This is a genomic window from Leifsonia sp. NPDC080035 (genome assembly GCF_040050925.1).
In the GTDB taxonomy this organism is placed as follows: domain Bacteria; phylum Actinomycetota; class Actinomycetes; order Actinomycetales; family Microbacteriaceae; genus Leifsonia.
In genome coordinates this window covers 314903-336410 of record NZ_CP157390.1, presented here as the reverse complement: position 1 = coordinate 336410, position 21508 = coordinate 314903, and the positions used below count along the sequence as shown (strand labels likewise).

The following is a 21508-nucleotide window of genomic DNA, read 5'->3' as shown; positions in this document are numbered from 1 at the left end:
CGCGTCACGAGAACGAGAGCACGGAGTCCCCCCAGCCGGCGCGGAGCGCGGCGTCGAGGTCGGGCACGACCCGGTCGGTCGCGTCGATGACGAGCGTGGAGCGTTCCGGCACGCGGTAGGCGGGCCAGTCCCCGCCCGGAGCGCCGCCGTTGGCGAAGGCGGTCCAGCGCTCCAGCATCCGCGCCGAGACGCGTTCGGCCGCGCGACGGCCGCCGAGCCGGTAGATCGCGCGCGGCGCTTCGTCGATCGTGCCCCACACGTACGGGACCTCCGCGGCGTGGGCCGCCCCGATCCCGACGAGCCGCAGCAGCGGCGTGGCGTGGTCGAACCGGTACAGGTAGGTCGGGGCGACCGCGCCGTGGCCGGCGGCGAGCCACACCGTCGGCATCCGGAATGCGATGTCGCGGGCGATGCCCAGACCGACGACACGGCTGCGGACGCCGCGGTACGCGGTGAGCACCTGCGCGCGGTCGGGGGCGATGACGGCGGGACGTTCCTCGCGCATCGACTGGAACATCCGCTCGATGGAGGCCGCGTCGATCGGGAGGAGAGCCGACTTCATGAACCGGAACAGCGTCGCCTCGTCCCGATTCGTTCCGATGATCAGCGGCACCGGATGGCCGCGGCCCTCGCTCAGCACGGTGATGGGATGTTCGGGCAACAGATCCCCGTCGACGACCGGGGCGAAGGCGACCGTGCCCGGATGCGCCCTCGGCACCTCGTCGTAGACGGTCCCGGTCGCCGCGACGACCGTCTCGACGGGCAGGGCCCGCAGCGCGGCGAGATCGCCCGGGGCGACGCCGGCCGCCGCGGCGAAGAGGCCGGCGACCATCGCCGCGCGCCTCCTGCCGTACATCGAGCTGGCCGGGGAGCTCTGGACGATGGCGCGCTGGAAGAGCCCCGCCGCGCTCGGGGTGGCGAGCAGTGCGGTGACGAGGCCGGCGCCGGACGACTCGCCGAACACGGTCACGAGGTCCGGGTGGCCGCCGAATGCGGCAACGTTGTCGCGCACCCAGGCGAGGGCGAGCAGCACGTCCCGGAGCGCGACGTTGGTGTCGGCGTCGCCGTCGTGCTCGGCGCCGAGGTCGAGGAAGCCGAGGGCGCCCAGCCGGTAGTTGACGGTCACGATCACCGCGTCGCCGGTCTCGGCGAGGGCCGTGCCGTCGTAGACGGACTGGCTGGCGGCGCCGAACGTGTACGCACCGCCGTGCAACCAGACCATGACCGGACGAGGTGCTGCGGATTCGCGCGACGCTCGCCAGACGTTGAGGAACAGGCAGTCCTCGTCCGCGGTCACGCCGTCGCCGAGCGCCATGACCACGTTCGCGGGCTGCGGGGCCGCGTGTCCGAAAGCGGTCGCGTCGGCCACTCCGTCCGGCGCGATCGCCGGAACCGGGGCCCGCCAGCGCAGGGCGCCCACCGGCGGCTGAGCGTAGCGGATGCCGCGCCAGAGTGCGATCCGGCCGTCGTCGACGCCGCGGACGACGCCCGAGGTGGTGGCGACGACGGGGGAGAGGATGGCCGGCATGCGGCCATCCTCGATCATCCTGTCCCCCCGCGCCGTCAGCTCACTCCCAGCCGCTCACTCCCACACCATGAACGGGCGCAGCTCCAGCTGGCCGTTGCGTGCCATCGGGTGCTTCGACGCGATCTCGATGGCCTCGTCGAGGCTCTCGCACTCGAGGATGTCGAAGCCGCAGATCCACTCCTTGGTCTCGGCGAACGGGCCGTCGGTGACGTAGCGGCGGCCGTCGCGCACCCGCACCACCTTGGCGGCCGACGGCGGTTCGAGCACCTCGCCGATGACGCGCTTGCCGGTGGAGTCGAGCTCGTCCACCCAGATATCGACGTCGGAGGCGTCCTCCTCGCGGTCCGGCTCGGTGCTGGTGACCACGAACATCATGTACTTCATCTCGTGCGTTCCTTTCGATCGGAGACGATTCACCCGGACGTCGAACGGGGACCGCGCGACTCGACATTACGGTGCGATCGGATCGAACGGGCGGTGACGACCTGCAGGGCGGCGGAGGTGAGCAGAGCCGAGAGCGGGTCGCTGAGACCGCCGAGGGTGGTCGGCGGGGTGGTCAGCCACACCGCCCCGAACCCGGCCGCGGCGACGAGGAACGCGGAGACGAAGCCGCCGGCGTATCGCCACCACAGCCGCTCGGGCCTCCGCGCCCGGAGGAACCAGAGGTACTGCGCCGTCCCGGCGAGCAGGCCGACGAACGCGGCGGCCGGGCCGTAGAAGAACAGCTGCGGGCTCAGCAGCTGCCCACCGGTGTCGCTCTCGAGCTCGAAGTCGATCAGGTGCAGGAAACCGGCGGTGGCGCCGATCAGGGTGCCGCCGACGACGAGCACCACCGCGGCGTCACGGCCGAGCACGGGGTGGATGCGCACCGGCTCGTCGCTCATGGGGCGAGGGTAGCGTCCGGATTCCGCGGCCGTCCAGGTGCCGCTCGGTCGAGTTAGTGTAGCCTTACCTTACCCGCACGCCTCACCCGGAAGGGATCGTTCGTGACCGTCATCGCCCCGCCCACCACGGAGCGCCCGGCCTACCGTCCGTACCGCGCCGCCGTGTCCGCCATCCGACGGCTCAGCCCGCACTTCACCCGCGTGAGTCTGCGCTGCGACGACTTCGAGACCTTCGGCACCGAGCGGCTGGACCAGCGGATCAAGGTCGTCTTCCCGCTCGCCGACGGCAGCTTCTGCCCCCTCGACACCGGTGACTGGTACGACGCCTGGCGGGCGCTGCCCGAGGAGCGCCGCAACCCGTTCCGCACATACACCGTGCGCGACATCGACCCCGCCGACCGCCGCCTCGACATCGACTTCGTCGTGCACGGCCACGACAGGGCGAACGCGGGACCCGCATCCAGCTGGCTCGCGGACGCGGTGCCGGGCGACGAGCTGGTGGTCGTGGGGCCTGACGCCCTCAGCGCCACGAGCGGTGTCGGCATCGACTGGCGTCCCGGCGACGCCACCGAGCTGCTGCTGGCGGGAGACGAGACCGCGGCTCCGGCGATCGCGTCGATCGTCGAGGCGCTGCCGGCGAGTCGCCGCGCGCACGTGTTCATCGAGGTGCCGACCGCTCAGGACGCTCTGCCGCTCGCCGCGCACCCTGGCGTCTCCGTCACCTGGGTGGCCCGCGACGGCGGCGACCACGGCTGCGAGCTCGTCCCGGCGGTGACGTCGTGGCTCGAGCGCCACCCCGAGATCGTCGCGGCGGCGGCCGCCGGCACCCGGCAGCGCCTGGAGAAGGTGGACGTGGACCGCGAGATCCTCTGGGAGCGCCCGGAGGAGGTCGCTGGCGGCTTCTACGCGTGGATCGCGGGCGAGTCGGCGGCAGTGAAGACGCTGCGCCGGCTGCTCGTGCGCGGCCACGGCATCGATCGCGGCCGCGTCGCCTTCATGGGCTACTGGCGGCGCGGGTTGGCCGAGCGCGTCGCCTGAGCGGCGCCCGACGGCATCGTCCGCGCGGCAGCGGGGCTACTGGTCCTCGCGCTCGGTGCCCTGGAACGTCTCCGGGTAGTTGCTCAGCCACGACCAGTGGCTGAGCGGCCAGCTGACCACGAACGCCCGGCCGACCACGTCGTCCAACGGGACGAAGCCCTTGCCGGGGTCGTCCATGTGGTAGCGGGAGTCTGCCGAGTTGTAGCGGTTGTCGCCCATCACCCAGACCTTCCCGGCGGGGACGGTGACGTCGAACGGCTTGCCGGACACGTTCTCCTGGCCGGCGGGCAGCAGGACGTACGGCTCCTTCAGCGGGACGCCGTTGACGCTCATCTGTCCGAGCGTGTTGCAGCAGGTGATGTGGTCGCCGGGCAGCCCGATGAGGCGCTTGACGAGGTGCTGGTCGCTGTCCGAGGCGCCGAGGCCGACGAAGTCGAGCACCGCGCCGACGCCCTTCTGCAGAGCGTTGCCCTGCTCCGGTGCCGAGGGCGGCAGCCAGCCGCCCGGGTCTTTGAACACCACGACATCGCCGCGCTGCAGCCCGAACAGCTTCGGCTGCAGCTCGTTGACGATGATGCGGTCGTTGATCTGCAGCGTGTTCTCCATCGAGCCCGACGGGATGTAGAAGGAGCGGGCGACGAATGTCTTGATCAGGAACGAGACCAGCACGGCGACCACGAAGATGATCACCACATCCCTCAGCAGCGTCTTCCACCCGGAGCGGCGGGCGGCACGGCGCGGACGAAGGGTCTCGGTGCTGTCGGTCACAATGGTTCACCGTACCGTGACCCGGCTGTGAGCCGCATGCGACCATGCCGACCGCTCTTGTCGTGCGGGGCCCTGGGTGAGAGCATCGGATACGGGCAGCACCGGCGCCCGCCGGGGGACCCGCGTGAGCATGCGGATGGCGTTTCAGCGCGACAGGATGACCTCACGACGCGTCACGACGCGCCGCGCGATCCTCGCAGCCCTCACCCCCGCATTCGCCGCGGCGATCCTCGTCGCGGGCGGGATCGTCGGGGTGCCGCAGGCCGCATTCGCGGACGACTGCGCGGTCGGATCCTGCGCGACACCGACGCCGACGCCGGACGAGCCCGACGGGCCAGACGGGCCGCCGTCGCCGAGCGGGACGCCGACACCGGAACCGACACCGACTCCCGACCCGACACCCACCCCGGACCCGACTCCAACGCCCAATCCGACGCCGACCCCCACTCCCACGCCAACCCCTAAGCCGACGCCGAAGCCCAAGCCGACGCCGAAGGCCACCCCCACTCCGGCCCCGAAGCCCACCGACGAGATCACGCTCACGGTGCCGGACCTCGGCGCCGCCCCGCAGGTCGACCTGGCGCAGGTCCAGCGGGCGGCGCAGCTCGCGAGCGAACTCGCGACCGCGCAGCAGGCTCTGGCGTCGGCGACCGAGCAGTCGCAGAGCGTTCAGCGCGAGCAGGAGCGCGCCGCCGCCGAGGCCGCGGCGCTGTCCGACAAGGCGAAGCGCGCGCACGAGCAGGCGCAGGCCTCCGCCGCGTTCGCCTCGGCGCTCGTCCGTGCCACCGCCTCCCACGCGCTCCGCCCCGATCCGCTCGTCGCCGCGCTGTCGTCACCCGGCGACCTGCTGAGCAAACTGGGGGCGGTCGACCGGCTGCAGACGCTGTCCGCCGACAGTGAGCGAGCGCTCCGCGAGGCGGCGGCGGACGCGAAGGCGGCGATCCGGCTGGGGTCCCAGGCCGACGCCGCGACCACCGCGGCGGCGGCCGTCGACGTCTCGGGCAGCGAGCGGGCGGTCACCGACGCGCGGGCCCGCGTGGACACGGCGGCGACGGCGCTCGCCAAACTGCCGACCCTGCTGACGGCGGGCGAGGGCTGGACGTCCCTCACCGTCGCCCCGACCGTCGGCACGTCCGGCTGGGTGCTGCCGGTGCACGGCCCCCTGACCGACGGGTTCGGTCCGCGGCCGTCCCGCCCGCTCGGCACGGCGCTGTTCCACCCCGGCGACGACATCGGCGCATCCTGCGGGAGCACGATCGTGGCCGCCGCGGCCGGCACCGTCGTCGCCGCGGGCCCGAACGGCGGCTACGGCAACTTCGTCCTGATCGACCACGGCGGCGGAGTGCAGACGGCGTACGGCCACATCCGCGACGGCGGCATCGCCGTGACGGCCGGCGAGCACGTCGCGGCCGGTCAGCCGATCGCGCAGGTGGGCTCGACCGGGCTCTCCACCGGATGCCACCTGCACCTGGAGGTCCGCGTCAACGGGGTGCAGATCGACCCGATGCCGTTCCTCGCCGCACGCGGAGTGGTCGTCGGATCCGGCTGAGCGGCGTACGGTTCAGGCATGACGGAACTCACGGAGCTTGTCGGATCGTGGATGCGCCGCCAGCGCTGGTACTCGACGAAGAGCGTCGAGCCTCGGCTCCGCCTCCTCGCCTCGTTCGAGTTCGAGCCGGCCGACCCGGAGCACCGGATCGTCACCCACTTCTTCTGCGATGACGCGCCGCGCACGCCGCGGGTCTACCAGGTCCCGCTCGTGGCGCGGACGGTGCGGGACGGCGATCCCACGGCCTTCGTCGGCGAGGCGGGCGGCCGCTACCTGTACGACGGGCCGGCGGAGGAGGCGTACGTCTCCGCGCTCGCCGCGATCACGAGCGGTGCGCTCCGGGCGGAAGGTGCGGAGGCGCACGCACAGGGCCACACGCTCGGCAGAACCGTCGAAGTCGTCTCGTCCCGCCGGCTCTCCGGCGAGCAGTCGAACACCTCCATCGTCGCGGAACTCGGCGACGGCTCCCTCGCCCTGATCAAGGTCTTCCGGGTGGTGCAGGACGGCGAGAACCCGGACATCTCGACCCTCGCCGCGCTGACCGCGGGCGGGTCGCGTCGCAGCCCCGCGCTCCTCGGCTGGCTGGGCGGCTCCTGGCCGGCGCCCGCGGGCGGCACCGCTGCGGGCGAGCTCGCGCTGGTCCAGGACTTCGTGCTGGGCGCCGAGGACGGCTGGGAGCTGGCCGTCAGCGCGGCCGAGCGCGGCGAGGACTTCGCCGACCGCGCCTTCGCGCTCGGCGCGGGCACGGCCGAGCTGCACCGGCTGCTGGCGGAGGTGCTGCCGACCCGGGCCGCGTCGCGGGAGGATGTGGCCGAAGCCCTGGACGGGATGTTCCGGCGGCTGACGGTGACGACCACCGAGGTGCCGGAGGTCGATGAGCTGCGCGCGGGCATCGCCTCCGTCTACGAGGCGGCGGCGTCGGCTCCGCTGCCGGTGCTGCAGCGCATCCACGGCGACCTGCACCTCGGACAGGTGTTGTACGCGCAGGACCGCGGCTGGCAGTTCATCGACTTCGAGGGCGAGCCGCTGCGCCCGCTCGCCGAGCGCGCAAGGCCGGACGCGACGATGCGGGACGTGGCGGGGATGCTGCGCTCGTTCGACTACGTGGCGGGCTCGCTCGCGCGCCGGGAGCCCGCGATCGACGCCACCGCATGGGCCGCCCGCGCCCGGGAGGCGTACCTGGAGGGGTACGCATCCGTCGCCGCCGGCGAGCTGGAGGAGCACCACCTGCTCCTCGACGCGTTCGAGCTCGACAAGGCGGTCTACGAGGTCACCTACGAGGCGCGACACCGGCCCAGCTGGATTCCGATTCCGCTCGGTGCCGTGCGGCGCCTCCTCGCCGCCGAGGTCAGCTGACCCGGGCGCTCGCCGGTCCCGCGCCAGCCCGGGGCCGCCGAGCACAGGAAAAGTGTCGCGATCCGGCGGGTTTCGCGACACTTTTCCTGTGCTCGACGGCTCCTGATGCCTTGCACGCAAGCTTGCATGCAAGGCGTAGGATGGGGGCATGATCCCCGCCGCCGAGCACGCATACGCCCACACCAAGCGCCTGATCCTGTCCGGGGAGGCACCGGGCGGGACGCTGCTCAGCGAGGCGCAACTCGGGGCGGAGATCGGCGTGAGCCGCACCCCCGTGCACGAGGCGTTCCTGCGGCTAGCTGCCGAGGGGCTGCTCGCCCTCGAGCCGCGGCGCGGTGCTGTCGTGGTGCCGATGTCGCCGCGCGAGGCGCAGAACGTGCTCGACCTCCGCGAGGCGATCGAAGCGACCGCGGCGGCGCGCATCCACGAGGCCGGCGGCACCGACGATGCGCTGGTGAGCGCGCTGGAGGAGGCGCTCGCCGAGCAGCGCGCCGCGATCGGCGCGGGCGACGTCGAGCGGTTCGTCGAGGCCGACCAGTGGTTCCACGCGGCGGTCGTCGACGCGTCGGGGAACGAGCTCGCCGCCCGGTTCTACGGGATGCTGCGCGACCGCCAGCAGCGCATCCGGCACCAGCTGTTCCGGGTGCGACCGGACACGCTCGCCGACTCGCTCGCCGACCACCAGGCGCTCCTCGACGCGTTGCGCGCGGGCGCGGACTACGCGGCCCTGCTGCGCACCCACATCGCACGAAACCAGGGCGCGCTGTGAGCCGGCGCGCGCCGTGGCGGCCGGTGTTCGCCGTCATGTTCTTCTGCAGCTGGTGCGGGAACCAGTTCAGCCCGCTGCTGCTGATGTACAAGGACGTCCAGCACTACAGCGAGCTCACCGTCAACATGTTCCTCGGCGTCTACGTGCTCGGGCTCGCGCCAGCGCTGCTGGTCGCCGGGGCGCTGTCCGACCGGCACGGACGCCGGCCGGTGCTGACCGCGGGCGTCGTCACCGCGCTGCTCGCGAGCGCCAGCCTGGCGCTGGGGGCACTCGGCCCGGTTCCGATCTACGCCGGCCGGCTGCTCTCCGGCATCACCGTCGGCATCGCGATGGCGGTCGGGACGAGCTGGATGAAGGAGGTGTCGTCTCCGCGCTACGAGCCGGGCGTCGACCGGGCCGCGGGCGCGCGCCGCGCCTCCCTGGCGTTCACGCTCGGCTCGGCGGCCGGAGCGCTGGTGGCGGGCGGGATCGCGCAGTTCACGGTGTTCGGCGAGGAGCTGCCGTTCGTCGTCCACATCCTGCTGACGCTGCCGTGCCTCTGGGCGGTGCTGCGCGTGCCGGAGACGGTCGTGACCGGCGGCGAGCGCGGCCCGCTCCGGGAGCAGCTGCGCATCCCCGCCGCCGCCCACAAGCGGTTCCGCCGTGTGGTGATGGTCGCGGCCCCGTGGATCTTCGCTGCGGCGGCCCTCGCCTACGGGTACCTCCCGGTGCTGCTCGGCGACGAGACGGGGGAGTGGGGGCTCGGCTACGCGACCGTCCTCACCGTCGTCGCGCTCGGCGTCGCCTCGCTGGTCCAGCCGATCGCGAAGCGGCTGCACTCGCTCGCGAGCGCGCGGGGACTCGTCGCTGCGCTCGGCACGATCGCCGCCGGACTGGTCGTGCTGACCGGGGCGGTCGCCTTCCGGTCGCTGCTGCTCGGCCTGGTCGCGGCGGTGGTGCTCGGCGCGGGGATGGGCATCGCGCTCGTCTCCGGGCTGCTCGAGGTGCAGAGCATCGCCTCCCCGCGCGACCTGGCGGGGTTGACGGGGATGTTCTACGCCGTCGCGTACGCCGGCTTCCTGGTGCCGACCCTGCTCGCGGCGGTCACCCCGCCGCTGTCGACGATCGGTCTGTTCGTCGCGCTCGTCGCGCTGGCCGGTCTGTCGGCGCTGATGCTGCTGCTCTCCTCGACCAAGCACCTCCCGCGCCCGGCCGAGGCCTAGCGCCCGGCCTCACGGGCCGCCCGAGGCCGCCGAGCACAGGAGAAGTGTCGCGATCCGGCGCGATTCGCGACATTTTCCCTGTGCTCGGCGGCTCGCCCGCGGCCGGGCCGCACGTGGAGGGGGCCGCGACGCCCGGGTGTTACCCTCACCGCGGGCGCCGCGTGAGCGGGCACATTTCGAAGCCCATGCCCGCCTGCGCCGCATTTTCCTGCGGGCCGTGCGCCGCGGGCAGGCAGAACGGCGGGTCTACCTGCGCCGCGCTCAGCCCCGTGCGACCGCCGAGCCGATGCGGTAGCGCGCACCGCGGTGCGTCTCCGGGAGGCGGTCGCCGTCGCCGTGCAGCTTGTTGCGCAGCGTGCCGTCCACGTAGTCGGTGGGGTAGGCGCCGCGGCGCTGCAGCTCGGGGACGATGAACTCGACGATGTCCTCGAAGGTTCCGGGCGTGATCGCGTAGGCGAGGTTGAAGCCGTCGACGTCGGTGTCCTCCACCCACTCCTGCAGGGTGTCCGCGACCTCCGATGCTGAGCCGACGATGTAGGGGCCGAGGCCGCCGATCGCGCCGTTGCGGCCGATGTCGCGCACCGTCCATTCGCCGCCGTCCTCGTTCGGACGCTGGAAGTTCGCGACCGCGGACTGGATGGCGTTGCTCTTCACGTTGCCGATCGGCTCGTCGAGGTCGTACTCGGAGAGGTCGACGCCCATCCACCCGGACATGAACACGAGCGCGCCCTCGTCGGAGGTGTACTGCAGGAAGTCCTCGAACTTCGCCTGCGCCTTCTCGCTCGTCTCGTCGGTGATGATCGTGAGCAGCGTGTAGATGCGCGCGGAGTAGCGGTCGCGTCCCGCCGCCTCCAGCGCATCCCGGAGCTTGCCGACCGTCTCCTTCAGTCCCGCCTTGGTGGAGGCAGCGACGAAGATCGCCTCGGCGTTCTCGGCCGCGAACGAGATGCCGCGCTTGGAGGCCCCGGCCTGGTAGATCACCGGGGTGCGCTGCGGGCTCGGCTCGGAGAGGTGGATGCCGGGCACGGTGAAGTGCTTGCCCTGGTGGCCGATCTCGTGCACCTTCGACGGGTCGGTGAACACGCCGGACTCGCGGTCGCGTACCACCGCGTCGTCCTCCCAGGACCCCTCCCACAGCTTGTAGAGCACCTCCAGGTACTCGTCCGCGTGGTCGTAGCGGTCGTCGTGCTGGAGCTGGTCGTCGTGGCCCATGTTGCGTGCGGCGGACGGCAGGTAGCCGGTGACGACGTTCCAGCCGACGCGTCCCTTGGTCAGGTGGTCGAGCGTCGACATCCTGCGGGCGAACGGGTACGGGTGCTCGTAGGCGGTGCCGGCGGTGATGCCGAAGCCGAGGTTCTCGGTGACCAGCGCCATCGCCGAGACCAGCAGGATGGGGTCGTTCACGGGCACCTGCGCGCCGTGCCGGATGGCCGCCTCGTTGCTGCCGCCGTAGACGTCGTAGGTGCCGAGCACGTCGGCGATGAAGATGCCGTCGAACTTCCCGCGCTCCAGCAGCTTCGCGAGCTCGGTCCAGTAGGTGAGGTCCTTGTAGCGCCAGGCCTGGTCATCGGGGTGCCGCCACATGCCGGACGACTGGTGGGCGACGCAGTTCATGTCGAACGCGTTGAATCGGATCTGCCTCGTCATGCGCTCCAGGATGCAACGGCGCCGCGCCCGCCGCACGCCGCGCGTCACGCGGCGTAACGGGCCTGGCCCACGATTTGCGCCAAATGTCGGGAACGAGCGGTGCCGTGACCACGATTTGCGCCAAATGTCGGTTGGGCGACGGCGTCGCGGCCCGCTCAGCGCAGCGTGAACGCCAGGATGGTGTCGGCCAGCTCGTCGGGGGTGAGCGGCCCGGCGGGGTCGTACCACTCGGTGAGCGAGTTGATCATCCCGAACAGCAGACGGGCGATCACGGCCGGGTCGGCGTCGGCGCGCAGCGAGCCCTCCGCGCGCGCCTCGGCGACGAGGTCGGCGACCGCGTGGTCGAACGCGCGACGGCGGGCCAGCGCTGCCCGCTCCACGTCGGTGTTGCCGCGGACCCGCAGCAGCAGCGTGACGTACGGCAGCTTGTCGGCGAGCACCCGCACCGCGCCGCGCAGCACGACCGCGAGCCGTTCCGCCGCCGTGCCCGTTCCGGCCTCCGGGGAGCGCAGCACCCCCTCCAAGCCGTCGAGCGCCTCATCGAGCGCCAGGGCGAGCAGCTCGTCCTTCGAGGACACGTGGTGGTAGATCGCCGACTTCGACAGGCCGAGGCGCTCGGCGAGCATCCCGATGGAGGTGGCGTCGTAGCCGTGCTCGTTGAACGCGGCGACGGCGACCTCGAGGATGCCGCGCTGGTCGTAGCCGGGACGGCCGCGGCGCAGGCCCTCGCTGGGCAGCGTGTCGGTCATCCGCCCAGTGTGGCACGAAGACCGGGACGGGCGATATACTGAACGAACGATCAGTCAGTAAAGATCGTCAGCACGGAGGAGGGCCAATGGCGGCCACGGCACCGCAGGCGCAGCAGCACGTCCACGAGACAGACGAGAGGGCGGAGGACGCGGCCGGCCGCGCACGCTTCGACGAGCTCATCGCCGCCGACTCCCGCGTGGAGCCCCGCGACTGGATGCCCGACGACTACCGGCGCACGCTCATCCGGCAGATGTCGCAGCACGCCCACTCCGAGATCATCGGGATGCAGCCGGAGGCGAACTGGATCACCCGCGCGCCCAGCCTGAAGCGCAAGGCGATCCTGATGGCGAAGGTGCAGGACGAGGCGGGCCACGGCCTCTACCTCTACTCCGCGACGCAGACGCTCGGGATCACCCGGGACGAGATGACCGAGCAGCTGATCTCCGGACGCGCGAAATACTCCTCGATCTTCAACTACCCCACGCTCAGCTGGGCCGACATCGGCGCGATCGGCTGGCTGGTCGACGGCGCGGCCATCTGCAACCAGGTGCCGCTCTGCCGCTGCTCCTACGCTCCCTACGGCCGCGCGATGGTGCGCATCTGCAAGGAGGAGTCGTTCCACCAGCGCCAGGGCTTCGAGATCCTGCTCGCCCTCATGCGCGGGACGCCGGAGCAGCGAAGGATGGCGCAGGACGCGGTCGACCGCTGGTACTGGCCGTCGCTGATGATGTTCGGACCTCCCGACGGCGACTCGCCCAACTCGGCGCGGTCGATGGCGTGGAAGATCAAGCGCTTCTCGAACGACGAGCTCCGCCAGCGCTTCGTCGGGATGCTGGTGCCTCAGGCCGAGGCGCTCGGTGTGACCCTGCCCGACCCCGAGCTGCGCTGGAACGAGAACACGCAGGCGTACGACATCGGGCCGATCGACTGGAGCGAGCTGCAGGAGGTGATCGCCGGCCGTGGGCCGTGCAACGCGCAGCGGATGCAGCGTCGCCGGGAGGCGCACGAGGACGGCGCCTGGGTGCGGGAGGCCGCGGCGGCATACGCAGCGAAGCGCGCCACCGCAGCAGCGACCGCCGCAGCGGCGACCGCCGCGCCCGTCGGGGCGGGGGCGGTCGCGTGACGCCCGAGGTCTGGCCGCTCTGGGAGGTGTTCGTGCGCGCCTCCCGCGGGCTCAGCCACGTGCACGTCGGGTCGCTGCACGCCCCGGATGAGGAGATGGCGGTGCGCAACGCCCGCGACCTCTACACCCGGCGCGGCGAGGGCGTCTCGATCTGGGTGGTCCGCTCCGACGCGATCACGGCGAGCGACCCGGACGCGAAGGACGCGTTCTTCGAGTCCGCCGAGGGCAAGAACTTCCGGCACGCCACGTACTACACCGAGGCCGAGGGGGTGAAGCACCTGTGAGCGAGGACGAGACGATCACGGATCCGCACGGTCACGTGGAGCTGAGCGCGGTGACCCTCTCCGCCGAGTTCGTCGCGGCGGACTCCGATGCCGCCGCGAGCCCGGACGTCGCCGAGTATGCGCTCTGGCTCGGCGACGACTCCCTCGTGCTCTCCCAGCGGCTCGGCTGGTGGATCTCGCGGGCGCCGGAGCTGGAAGAGGACGTCGCGCTCGCCAACATCGCGCTCGACCTGCTCGGCCACGCGCGCTCGCTGCTCCGCTACGCGGGCACCGCCGACGGCCGTACCGAGGACGACCTGGCCTATTGGCGCGACGAGCACGCGTTCCGCTCCGCCCACCTGTTCGAGCAGCCGAACGGGGACTTCGCGCACACGATCGTCCGCCAGTTCGCCGCATCCCACTACCTCTACGAGCTCTACGAGCGGTTGCGCGCCTCCGCCGACCCGGTGCTCGCCGGCGTCGCCGCGAAGGCAGTCAAGGAGGTCGACTACCACCGCGACCACGCCGACCGCTGGATGCTGCGCCTCGCGCTCGGCACGGACGAGTCGAGGGGGCGCACCCTCGTGGCGCTCGACGACCTCTGGCCGTGGACGGCGGACCTGTTCCACGACGAGCCGCTGATCGACCGGCTGGAGGGGGTCGCGGTGCGGCCATCCACCCTCCACGAGCCGTTCGAGTCGGGCATCGCCCCCGTGATCGCGGAGGCGGAGCTGGAGCCGCCGGCCACATTCGCCTCCTCGGGCGGAGGGCGACGTGGACGGCACTCAGAGCACCTCGGGCCGCTCCTGGCGGAGCTGCAGGTGCTCGCTCGCCGGCACCCCGGAGCGAGCTGGTGACCGGGCACGCCGCCGAGGCGGGACGCGCCTGGGCCACCGCGGCCGCGGTCCTCGACCCCGAGGTGCCGGTGCTCACGATCGACGACCTGGGCATCCTCCGCGAGGTGACGGTGACCGACACCGGCGTCGAGGTCGTGATGACCCCGACCTACTCCGGCTGCCCGGCGATGGACGCCATCCGGGAGGACGTGGTCCGCGCCCTCGACGCCGCGGGATTCGGGGACGTCCGGGTGCGGCTCGTGCTCTCGCCGGCCTGGACGACCGACTGGATCAGCGACGCGGGCAAGGCGGCGCTGCGCGCGTACGGCATCGCGCCGCCGAGCGGCGCCGGTCCTGTGCGGCTCACCCTCGCCGTCAAGTGCCCGCAGTGCGGGTCGCTGAAGACGAGGGAGGTGTCGCACTTCGGCTCCACGGCGTGCAAGGCCCTGTACGTGTGCGAGGGCTGCGGCGAGCCGTTCGACCACTTCAAGGCGCTGTGAGGTCGCGCTGATGGCCCGCGCGCGCTTCCACACGCTCGCCGTCGCCGAGGTCAGGCCGCTGACCGCGGCGAGCGTCGAGGTGACCTTCGCCGTGCCGGACGAGCTCCGGGGCGAGTACGACTACCTCCCCGGTCAGCACGTCGCGCTGCGGGCCACGGTCGACGGCCACGAGCTGCGGCGCAGCTACTCGATCTGCCGGCCGCCGTCGCCCGGGCGGATCAGCGTCGCGATCAAGCGCGACCTCGGCGGCGCGTTCTCGACCTGGGCCACCAGCGCGCTGCGCCCGGGCGACCGGATCGACGTGATGAGTCCGCAGGGCACCTTCACCACAGACCTCGGCGCGCTGGACCACGTGCATGTCGCCGGCATCGCCGCCGGCTCGGGCATCACCCCGCTGATGGCGCTCGCCTCGAGCATCCTCGCCGCGTCCGCCACCAGCCGGTTCACGCTCGTCTATACCAACCGCACAGCGATCGACGTGATGTTCCTGGAGGAGCTCGCCGACCTGAAGGACCGCTACCCGTCCCGGCTCGCCCTGCACCACGTGCTCTCCCGCGAGCAGCGCTCAGCGCCGCTGCTCTCCGGCCGCATCGACGAGGACCGGCTGCAGCGGATGCTCGACGGCCTGCTGCCCCCGGAGACAGTCGACGAGTGGTTCCTGTGCGGGCCGTTCGAGCTGGTGCAGCTGTGCCGGGACGTGCTGGAGGCGCGCGGCGTGCCGCGGGAGCGCATCCACTTCGAGCTGTTCACGACCGGGGAGCCGGGGGAGGTGCGCGGCGACGCCGGGCGCCCGGTGGTCGTGCACGACGGCGAGAAGACGGTGGAGATCGAGTTCACGCTGGACGGCCAGACCTCGACTGTGACCACTCCGGTGGACGCGAACGAGTCCGTGCTCAACGCCGCGCTGCGCGTCCGTCCGGACGTCCCGTTCGCGTGCGCGGGCGGCGTCTGCGGCACGTGCAGGGCGCGGCTGCTCACCGGCGACGTGCGGATGACCGAGAACTATGCGCTGGAGCCGGAGGAGCTGGAGCGCGGCTACGTGCTGACCTGCCAGTCCCATCCCCTGACCGAGAAAGTCGTCGTGGACTACGACGTGTAGGGAGCGCCATGATCGAGCTGACCATCGACGACGGGATCGCCCGGGTGACGCTGAACGCGCCGGAGCGCCTGAACGCCCTCGGGCCGGACGATCTGCGGCGCCTGGATGCGGCGTACGCCGAGGCGGAGGGCGCGGGCGTCCGCGCGCTCGTGCTGCGCGGCGAGGGGCGATCGTTCTGCGCGGGACGCGACATCGCCGGCGTCGACCCCGCGACCGACGACGTTCCCGCGTACCTCGACGGGCTGGTCACGCCGCTGCTGCACCGGATGAGCGCGTTCCCGGCGCCGACGTTCGCGGCCGCCCAGGGCGCATCCCTCGGGGTGGGACTCGGCCTGCTGCTGGCGACGGATGTCGTGTTCGTGGCCGAGGATGCCAAGGTCGGCTCGCCGTTCGCCGCGCTCGGCGCGGCCCTCGACTCCGGCGGCCACTGGCTGCTGGTCTCGCGGCTCGGCCCGCACCGCGCGCTCGACCTGATCTACTCGGGCCGGCTGCTCTCGGGAGCGGAGGCGGTGGCGGGCGGTCTGTTCAGCCGTGCGCTGCCGGCCGACGGGCTGACGGACGAGGTGGATGCCGCGGCCGCCGCCGCCGCGCGCGGTGCGACTCAGGCCTTCCTGGCGAGCAAGCGGATCGTCGCGGGGCTGCGTGATGGCTCCCTCGACCTGTGGTCCTCCATGGACGCGGAGAACGCCGCGCAGGCCGCCCTCCGCGACACCGCCGACTACCGCGAGGGCTTCGCCGCCTTCCAGCAGAAGCGCCCCCCGCACTTCACCGGCCGCTGACCCGCCCGCCCACGCCGCCGAGCACAGGAAAAGGGTCGAGAAATCGCCGATTTCGCGACCTTTTTCCTGTGCTCGGCGGCCTGGAGCTGGTCCGCTACTCCTTCGCGACGAGGGTCAGCACGTCGTAGGAGGCGACGAGTTCGTCTCGCTGGTTCAGGATGCGGGCGTCCCAGCGCACCTCGCCGTAGTCGTCGGTCTCGCGCGGCGTGATCTGCTTCGCGGTGAGCGCGACGCGGATGCTGTCGCCCGGGACCACCGGCGTCAGGAAGCGCAGGTTCTCCAGCCCGTAGTTGGCGAGCACCGGTCCGGGAGCCGGGTCGACGAACAGGCCGGCCGCCCAGGAGACCAGCAGGTAGCCGTGCGCGACGCGCCCGGGGAAGAACGGGTTCGCGGCCGCCGCCTCCTCGTCCATGTGGGCGTAGAACGTGTCGCCGGTGAACGTCGCGAAGGACTCGATGTCGTCGAGGGTCACCCGGCGGGAGTCGCTCGCGACCCGATCCCCGATCCGCAGCGTCGCCAGCGACTTGCGGAAGGGGTGCACGCCGTCGTCCCCGGTCGCAGCCCCCTCGTGCCACACCCCGGTGACGGCCGTGAGCATGTCGGGCGAGCCCTGGATGGCGGTCCGCTGCATGTGGTGCAGCACCGCCCGGATCCCGCCCAGCTCCTCGCCGCCGCCCGCGCGGCCGGGGCCGCCGTGGACCAGGTGCGGCACCGGCGAGCCGTGGCCGGTGGAGGTGCGCGCGTCGTCCCGGTCGAGCAGCAGGATGCGGCCGTTGTACGCCGCGGAGGCGAGCACCAGCTCGCGCGCGAAGTCGGCGTCGTGCGTCGCCGCGCTGGTGACGAGCGAGCCGCCGCCGAGCGCGACCAGCTCCGCCGCCTCGCCCGCCGTGCGGTAGGACAGCACGGCCGCGACCGGACCGAACGCCTCCACCGTGTGCGCCTCCGGCGTCCTGGCGTCGGCGAACCGCAGCACGATCGGGGCGACGAAGGCGCCCTCGGTCGCGACGCCGAGGCTCCCATCGGCGTGCACGACCGTCGGCTGGTCGAGCCCGCCGAGCACCAGCTCGCCGCCCGCCTCCACCAGCCGCGCCACCTGACGCAGCACCTCGGCGCGCTGCGCGCGCGACGCGAGCGGACCCATGGTCACGCCCTCCGCGCGCGGATCGCCCACGACTACGCGGGAGGCGATGCGCTCGCGGACCGCCGCGAGCACGTCGTCCACCAGCGGCTCCGGCACGATCGCACGGCGGATGGCCGTGCACTTCTGGCCCGACTTGGCCGTCAGCTCGACCACGAGCTGCTTCACGTACGCGTCGAACTCGGGGGTCCCTGTGACCGCGTCCGGCCCGAGCACGGAGGCGTTGATGGAGTCGGTCTCGCTGGTGAAGCGCACGCCGCCCGTCTGCACCGAGTCGTGCTGCCGCAGCTTCTCGGCGGTGGACGCCGACCCGGTGAAGGCGACGAGGTCGCCCAGCCGCAGCGCATCCAGGAGGCCGGGCACCGCGCCGCAGACCAGCTGCAGGGATCCGTCGGGCAGCAGCCCGGACTCCACCATGATCCGCACGGCGGCCTCCGCGACGTACGCGGTCGGCGTGGCCGGCTTGACCAGCGTCGGCATGCCGGCGAGGAACGCCGGCGCGAACTTCTCGAGCATCCCCCAGACCGGGAAGTTGAAGGCGTTGATCTGCACCGCGACCCCCGGCAGCCGGGTGAAGATGTGCTGGCCCAGGAACGAGCCGTCCTTCGACAGCGGCTCGGGAGCGCCGTCGACGTAGACCCGGGCGTTGGGCAGCTCGCGCCGCCCCTTGGACGCGTAGGTGAACAGGGCGCCGATGCCGCCGTCCACGTCGATCCACGAGTCCTGGAGGGTCGCACCGGCGCGCGCGGAGAGGTCGTACAGCTCCTGCTTGCGGGCGGTCAGCGCCTGCGCCAGCTGCTTCAGCAGCAGCGCCCGCTGGTGGAAAGTGAGCTCGCCGAGGGAAGCCTGGCCGACGGTGCGGGCGTAGTCGACCGCGCCGACGAGGTCGAGACCGGTCGCGCCGACCCGGGCGACGAGCTCGCCGGTGGAGGCGTCGAGCACGTCGGTCGCGCCGTCGTCGGTCGCGCCGTCGCCGGCTGCGCCGTCGCCGACTCCCGGCGTCCACCACTCTCCGCGGATGTAGCTGGGCAGCGTCATGGGTTCCCTCCCGGGGTCGAGGCGGCCGGTGGGACGTAGGCTGGTCCCGTGGCCGATGGAGACTGGACGATCGAGCTCGGCGAGCTCGATGAGAAGATGGGCGTTCGCATCCTGGAGCAGTCAGCGGAACGCGTGGTGGCGACGATGCCCGTCGAGGGCAACCGCCAGTCGTTCGGGCTGCTGCACGGAGGGGCGTCGATCGCGTTCGCGGAGGCGCTCGGCTCGTGGGCGGCGGTCATCCACGCCGGCCCAGGACGCAGCGCCGTGGGCCTCGACATCAACGCGACGCACCACCGCTCGGCGCGGTCCGGGCTGGTCACCGGCGTCGCGACGGCGATCCGGCTGGGCCGCACGGTCACCTCGCACGAGGTCGTCGTGACCGACGAGGACGGCAACCGGCTCTGCACCGCGCGCATCACCAACCTCATCATCGAGGCTCGCTAGGCCAGAGGTAGAAGCCCCGCCCGGCCTTGCGGCCGAGCATCCCCTCGGCGACCATGCTGCGCAGCAGGGCGGGCGGCTCGAAGCGCGGGCCGAGCTCCCGCGCCAGGTACTCGGCGATGTCGAGGCGGACGTCGAGGCCGACGATGTCGGTCAGCCGGAGCGGCCCGACCGGATGCTTGTAGCCGAGGGTCATCGCGGCGTCGATGTCCTCGGGTGTCGCGACGCCCTCCTCGACCATCCGGATGGCCTCCAGGCCGAGCAGCACGCCGAGCCGCGAGGAGGCGAACCCGGGGGAGTCGCGCACAACGACCGCGGTCTTGCCGAGTGCCCGCACCCAGCCGGTCACCGCCTGCAGCGCGTTCGGCGAGGTGGCGGTGCCGTCCACCACCTCGACGAGCGCGGACGCCGGGACCGGGTTGAAGAAGTGCATCCCGAGGAACGCACCCGGACGCTCCAGCGCCTCGGCGAGCGCGTCGACGGAGAGCGAGGAGGTGTTGGTCGCGAGCACCGCGTCCGGCTCCAGCAGGTCCTCCGCGCGGCGCAGCGCCTCCCGCTTCAGGTCGGCCAGCTCCGGCACCGCCTCGACGACCAGGCCGGCGCCGCTGAGCGCCTCCCAGGTCACGGTCACCAGCAGCCGCTCGGGGTCGGGCGCGACCGCGCCGCGTTCGACGCTGCCGGCGACGGCGTCCAGGATGCGGTCGCGCGCCTGCGCGGCGGCCGTCGCGTTCTGCTCGACCACCGCAACCGTCGCGCCCGCCATCAGGAAGGCGTGCGCGATCCCTGCGCCCATCCGGCCGCCCCCGATGACGCCGATCCGCTGCGGCAGCGCGGTCATCGCCGCCTCCTCTCCAGGAACGCGGTCATCCGCCGGTGCTTCTCCGGCGACTCGAACAGCACCGCCTGGGCCTCGCGCTCCGCGCGCGGGTGCCGTGCGGGCGGAGCGGCCAGCACCGCCTTCGTGAAGCGGGTGGCGAGCGGGTCGTTCGCGGCGATCCTGTCGGCGAGGGCGTGCGCGCCGGCGAGCAGTTCCGACGGCTCGAACAGGTCCCCGACCAGCCGCGCCGCGAGCGCCTCCTCGCCGGTCAGGATGCGCCCGGCCAGCACCATCTCCTTCGCCAGCGGCTCGCCGACCAGCTGCGGAAGCCGCCACAGCGCTCCGGCCGCGGCGATGATCCCGAGCCCGGTCTCCGGGTTCCCGATCCGCAGCCGCGGCGTGCCGACGCGGAAGTCGGCGGCATACGCCAGCTCGGCGCCGCCCCCGAGCGCGTACCCGTCGACGGCGGCGATCACCGGCATCGGCAGCGCCGCGATCCGCGAGAAGATCGTCGCGTTGATGCTGCGCCGGGCGTCGATCGCCGTGCGGTCGCGCAGCTCGGCGATGTCGGCTCCGGACGCGAACACGCCATCCGACCCGGTGAGGATGAGGATGCGCGGGTCGCGCTCGAGCCGCTCGCACACCGCGTGCAGCTCGTCGACCATCCGCTGGTCGATCGCGTTGCGCTTGTCCGGCCGGTTCAGGGTGACGACGAGCCGGTCGGTGGCCTCGTCCACGATCAGCGTCTCCACGGCGCTCACGGCATGGCCTCGACGATCATCGCCGCGCCCTGGCCGACCCCGACGCACATCGTGGCGAGCCCGTAGCGCGCGCCCTCGCGCTGCATCCGTCCGAGCAGGGTGACCAGGATGCGCGACCCGCTCGAGCCGAGCGCGTGGCCGAGCGCGATGGCGCCGCCGTCGGCGTTCACCGTATTCGGGTCCAGCCCGAGGCGGCGGATGGACGCGAGCGCCTGGCTCGCGAACGCCTCGTTGAGCTCGACGCAGCCGAGGTCGCCGACGTCCAGCCCGGCGCGCTCCAGCGCCTTCATCGTGGCGGGGACCGGGCCGAGCCCCATCACCTCCGGCGCGACGCCCGCGCTCGCCGCGGAGACGATCCGCGCCCGCGGGCGCAGGCCGTAGCGGTCGACCGCCTCGGCGCTCGCGACCACGATCGCCGACGCGCCGTCGTTCAGCGGGGAGGAGTTGCCCGCCGTCACCACCGTGCCGCCCGCGACCACCGGCTTCAGCGCCGCGAGCGCCTCCGCGCTGGTGTCGCGGCGGATGCTCTCGTCCGCGTCCACGGCGCCCGCGCGCGTCGGCACCGGCACGATCTCGGAGGCGAAGCGGCCCGCGTCGGTCGCGGCGGCGGCGCGGCGGTGGCTTGCGAGGGCGAACGCGTCCGCGTCCTCGCGGGTGATGCCGTCGATGCGGGCGACCTCCTCCGCGGTCTCCGGCATGCTGTACATCGCCTTGTCCCTCTCGGCCAGGCGCGGGTTCGTGAACCGCCAGCCGATCGAGGTGTCGAACTGCGGGCCCGGTTTCGCCCAGGGGCGCTCCGGCTTCGCCTGCACCCAGGGCGCCCGCGTCATCGATTCGACGCCGCCGGCGACGACGAGCTCCGCGTCTCCCGCACGGATGGCCTGGCCTGCCATCGTGACCGCGCTGAGGCCGGAGGCGCACAGCCTGTTCACCGTGACTGCGGGGACGGAGTCCGGCAGCCCCGCCAGCAGCACGGCCATCCTGGCGACGTTGCGGTTGTCCTCCCCGGCCTGGTTCGCGGCTCCAAGCACCACCTCGTCGATGGCTGCAGGGTCGACGCCAGCGCGCCGCACGGCCTCGGCCACCACCAGCGCGGCGAGGTCGTCGGGGCGCACGCCGGCGAGGGCGCCGCCGTAGCGGCCGACCGGGGTGCGGACGCCGCCGACGAGGTAGGCCTCGGTCATCGCTGTCCTCCTCGAGAGCGAATTACCGAACGAACGTT

22 protein-coding genes are annotated in these 21508 nt (G+C 72.8%); 12 read left to right on the top strand and 10 right to left on the bottom strand.

The genetic code is table 11. The features are described 5' to 3' along the window. Positions 1-4: 4 nt before the first annotated feature. The 3 genes from AAME72_RS01650 to AAME72_RS01640 are packed head-to-tail and all read right to left on the bottom strand — an operon-like array spanning position 5 to position 2412. A complete protein-coding gene (locus AAME72_RS01650) occupies positions 5-1528 on the bottom strand; it encodes a carboxylesterase/lipase family protein (protein ID WP_348788520.1) in 1524 nt (507 codons plus the stop codon). A 54-nt stretch (positions 1529-1582) separates the two neighbouring features. Continuing rightward, complete coding sequence (locus AAME72_RS01645; RefSeq protein WP_348788519.1) at positions 1583-1912, bottom strand: YciI family protein; 330 nt, start codon at positions 1910-1912, stop codon at positions 1583-1585. 29 nt (positions 1913-1941) lie between these two features. Beyond that, positions 1942-2412 (bottom strand): hypothetical protein, encoded by a 471-nt coding sequence (locus tag AAME72_RS01640; RefSeq protein WP_348788518.1) that lies wholly within the window; start codon positions 2410-2412, stop codon positions 1942-1944. A gap of 102 nt (positions 2413-2514) precedes the next feature. On the opposite strand from AAME72_RS01640, the gene AAME72_RS01635 reads away from it, so the two are divergent. After that, positions 2515-3450, top strand: coding sequence for a siderophore-interacting protein (locus AAME72_RS01635; protein ID WP_348788517.1), 936 nt, complete (start codon positions 2515-2517; stop codon positions 3448-3450). 36 nt (positions 3451-3486) lie between these two features. Here AAME72_RS01635 and lepB read toward each other — a convergent pair whose 3' ends face one another. Beyond that, complete coding sequence (gene lepB, locus AAME72_RS01630) at positions 3487-4218, bottom strand: signal peptidase I (protein ID WP_348788516.1); 732 nt, start codon at positions 4216-4218, stop codon at positions 3487-3489. A 157-nt stretch (positions 4219-4375) separates the two neighbouring features. On the opposite strand from lepB, the gene AAME72_RS01625 reads away from it, so the two are divergent. From AAME72_RS01625 to AAME72_RS01610, 4 genes are all read left to right on the top strand, one after another. After that, positions 4376-5767 (top strand): M23 family metallopeptidase, encoded by a 1392-nt coding sequence (locus tag AAME72_RS01625; RefSeq protein WP_348788515.1) that lies wholly within the window; start codon positions 4376-4378, stop codon positions 5765-5767. A gap of 18 nt (positions 5768-5785) precedes the next feature. Then, positions 5786-7123 (top strand): hypothetical protein, encoded by a 1338-nt coding sequence (locus AAME72_RS01620; RefSeq protein WP_348788514.1) that lies wholly within the window; start codon positions 5786-5788, stop codon positions 7121-7123. 148 nt (positions 7124-7271) lie between these two features. Then, positions 7272-7892, top strand: coding sequence for a GntR family transcriptional regulator (locus AAME72_RS01615; RefSeq protein ID WP_348788513.1), 621 nt, complete (start codon positions 7272-7274; stop codon positions 7890-7892). Next, positions 7889-9094 carry an MFS transporter gene (locus AAME72_RS01610; protein ID WP_348788512.1) on the top strand — a complete coding sequence of 402 codons (1206 nt, stop codon included), beginning with the start codon at positions 7889-7891 and terminating at the stop codon, positions 9092-9094. Before AAME72_RS01615 ends, AAME72_RS01610 begins: the two co-directional genes overlap by 4 nt. Positions 9095-9355: 261 nt before the next feature. Here the strand turns inward: AAME72_RS01610 and AAME72_RS01605 are convergent, their stop codons facing one another. Further along, positions 9356-10741 carry an LLM class flavin-dependent oxidoreductase gene (locus AAME72_RS01605; protein WP_348788511.1) on the bottom strand — a complete coding sequence of 462 codons (1386 nt, stop codon included), beginning with the start codon at positions 10739-10741 and terminating at the stop codon, positions 9356-9358. Between the two features lie 155 nt (positions 10742-10896). Beyond that, positions 10897-11490, bottom strand: a complete 594-nt coding sequence (locus tag AAME72_RS01600; RefSeq protein ID WP_348788510.1) for a TetR/AcrR family transcriptional regulator — start codon at positions 11488-11490, stop codon at positions 10897-10899. A gap of 86 nt (positions 11491-11576) precedes the next feature. Between AAME72_RS01600 and paaA the strand changes: the two genes are divergently transcribed. From paaA to AAME72_RS01570, 6 genes are read left to right on the top strand one after another with little or no spacing between them, the layout of a single operon-like run. Continuing rightward, the gene (gene paaA / locus AAME72_RS01595) at positions 11577-12614 is read left to right on the top strand and encodes a 1,2-phenylacetyl-CoA epoxidase subunit PaaA (RefSeq protein ID WP_348788509.1); all 1038 of its coding nucleotides are present in this window, start codon (positions 11577-11579) and stop codon (positions 12612-12614) included. Then, positions 12611-12898, top strand: a complete 288-nt coding sequence (gene paaB / locus AAME72_RS01590; RefSeq protein ID WP_348788508.1) for a 1,2-phenylacetyl-CoA epoxidase subunit PaaB — start codon at positions 12611-12613, stop codon at positions 12896-12898. Before paaA ends, paaB begins: the two co-directional genes overlap by 4 nt. After that, positions 12895-13734, top strand: a complete 840-nt coding sequence (gene paaC, locus AAME72_RS01585) for a 1,2-phenylacetyl-CoA epoxidase subunit PaaC (RefSeq protein ID WP_348788507.1) — start codon at positions 12895-12897, stop codon at positions 13732-13734. Before paaB ends, paaC begins: the two co-directional genes overlap by 4 nt. Continuing rightward, on the top strand, positions 13728-14213 hold the full coding sequence (paaD, locus tag AAME72_RS01580; protein ID WP_348790192.1) for a 1,2-phenylacetyl-CoA epoxidase subunit PaaD: 486 nt from the start codon (positions 13728-13730) through the stop codon (positions 14211-14213). Before paaC ends, paaD begins: the two co-directional genes overlap by 7 nt. Before the next feature lie 10 nt (positions 14214-14223). Next, positions 14224-15312: a 1,2-phenylacetyl-CoA epoxidase subunit PaaE gene (gene paaE / locus AAME72_RS01575; protein ID WP_348788506.1), complete on the top strand. Its 1089-nt coding sequence runs from the start codon at positions 14224-14226 to the stop codon at positions 15310-15312. A gap of 8 nt (positions 15313-15320) precedes the next feature. Further along, positions 15321-16091, top strand: coding sequence for an enoyl-CoA hydratase-related protein (locus tag AAME72_RS01570; RefSeq protein ID WP_348788505.1), 771 nt, complete (start codon positions 15321-15323; stop codon positions 16089-16091). Between the two features lie 94 nt (positions 16092-16185). On the opposite strand, the gene paaZ is transcribed toward AAME72_RS01570, so the two are convergent. After that, complete coding sequence (gene paaZ, locus AAME72_RS01565) at positions 16186-18267, bottom strand: phenylacetic acid degradation bifunctional protein PaaZ (protein WP_348788504.1); 2082 nt, start codon at positions 18265-18267, stop codon at positions 16186-16188. 48 nt (positions 18268-18315) lie between these two features. On the opposite strand from paaZ, the gene AAME72_RS01560 reads away from it, so the two are divergent. Next, positions 18316-18711: a hotdog fold thioesterase gene (locus tag AAME72_RS01560; RefSeq protein ID WP_348788503.1), complete on the top strand. Its 396-nt coding sequence runs from the start codon at positions 18316-18318 to the stop codon at positions 18709-18711. Here AAME72_RS01560 and AAME72_RS01555 read toward each other — a convergent pair. From AAME72_RS01555 to AAME72_RS01545, 3 genes are read right to left on the bottom strand one after another with little or no spacing between them, the layout of a single operon-like run. Further along, entirely contained in the window at positions 18695-19546 is an 852-nt protein-coding gene (locus tag AAME72_RS01555; protein ID WP_348788502.1) for a 3-hydroxyacyl-CoA dehydrogenase family protein, read from the bottom strand. The genes AAME72_RS01560 and AAME72_RS01555 overlap by 17 nt on opposite strands. Beyond that, positions 19543-20286: an enoyl-CoA hydratase/isomerase family protein gene (locus AAME72_RS01550; protein ID WP_348788501.1), complete on the bottom strand. Its 744-nt coding sequence runs from the start codon at positions 20284-20286 to the stop codon at positions 19543-19545. The genes AAME72_RS01555 and AAME72_RS01550 overlap by 4 nt, the downstream gene beginning before the upstream one ends. Continuing rightward, complete coding sequence (locus AAME72_RS01545) at positions 20283-21470, bottom strand: thiolase family protein (protein ID WP_348788500.1); 1188 nt, start codon at positions 21468-21470, stop codon at positions 20283-20285. The genes AAME72_RS01550 and AAME72_RS01545 overlap by 4 nt, the downstream gene beginning before the upstream one ends. Positions 21471-21508 lie beyond the last annotated feature (38 nt).

Coding starts and splice junctions, on each gene's coding strand:
- AAME72_RS01570 (WP_348788505.1), top strand. CDS start 15,321: ATGATCGAGCTGACCATCGACGACGGGATCGCCCGGGTGACGCTGAAC.
- AAME72_RS01625 (WP_348788515.1), top strand. CDS start 4,376: ATGACCTCACGACGCGTCACGACGCGCCGCGCGATCCTCGCAGCCCTC.
- paaA (WP_348788509.1), top strand. CDS start 11,577: ATGGCGGCCACGGCACCGCAGGCGCAGCAGCACGTCCACGAGACAGAC.
- AAME72_RS01645 (WP_348788519.1), bottom strand. CDS start 1,912: ATGAAGTACATGATGTTCGTGGTCACCAGCACCGAGCCGGACCGCGAG.
- AAME72_RS01605 (WP_348788511.1), bottom strand. CDS start 10,741: ATGACGAGGCAGATCCGATTCAACGCGTTCGACATGAACTGCGTCGCC.
- paaZ (WP_348788504.1), bottom strand. CDS start 18,267: ATGACGCTGCCCAGCTACATCCGCGGAGAGTGGTGGACGCCGGGAGTC.
- AAME72_RS01640 (WP_348788518.1), bottom strand. CDS start 2,412: ATGAGCGACGAGCCGGTGCGCATCCACCCCGTGCTCGGCCGTGACGCC.
- AAME72_RS01545 (WP_348788500.1), bottom strand. CDS start 21,470: ATGACCGAGGCCTACCTCGTCGGCGGCGTCCGCACCCCGGTCGGCCGC.
- AAME72_RS01650 (WP_348788520.1), bottom strand. CDS start 1,528: ATGCCGGCCATCCTCTCCCCCGTCGTCGCCACCACCTCGGGCGTCGTC.
- AAME72_RS01555 (WP_348788502.1), bottom strand. CDS start 19,546: ATGACCGCGCTGCCGCAGCGGATCGGCGTCATCGGGGGCGGCCGGATG.
- AAME72_RS01600 (WP_348788510.1), bottom strand. CDS start 11,490: ATGACCGACACGCTGCCCAGCGAGGGCCTGCGCCGCGGCCGTCCCGGC.
- paaE (WP_348788506.1), top strand. CDS start 14,224: ATGGCCCGCGCGCGCTTCCACACGCTCGCCGTCGCCGAGGTCAGGCCG.
- AAME72_RS01615 (WP_348788513.1), top strand. CDS start 7,272: ATGATCCCCGCCGCCGAGCACGCATACGCCCACACCAAGCGCCTGATC.
- AAME72_RS01620 (WP_348788514.1), top strand. CDS start 5,786: ATGACGGAACTCACGGAGCTTGTCGGATCGTGGATGCGCCGCCAGCGC.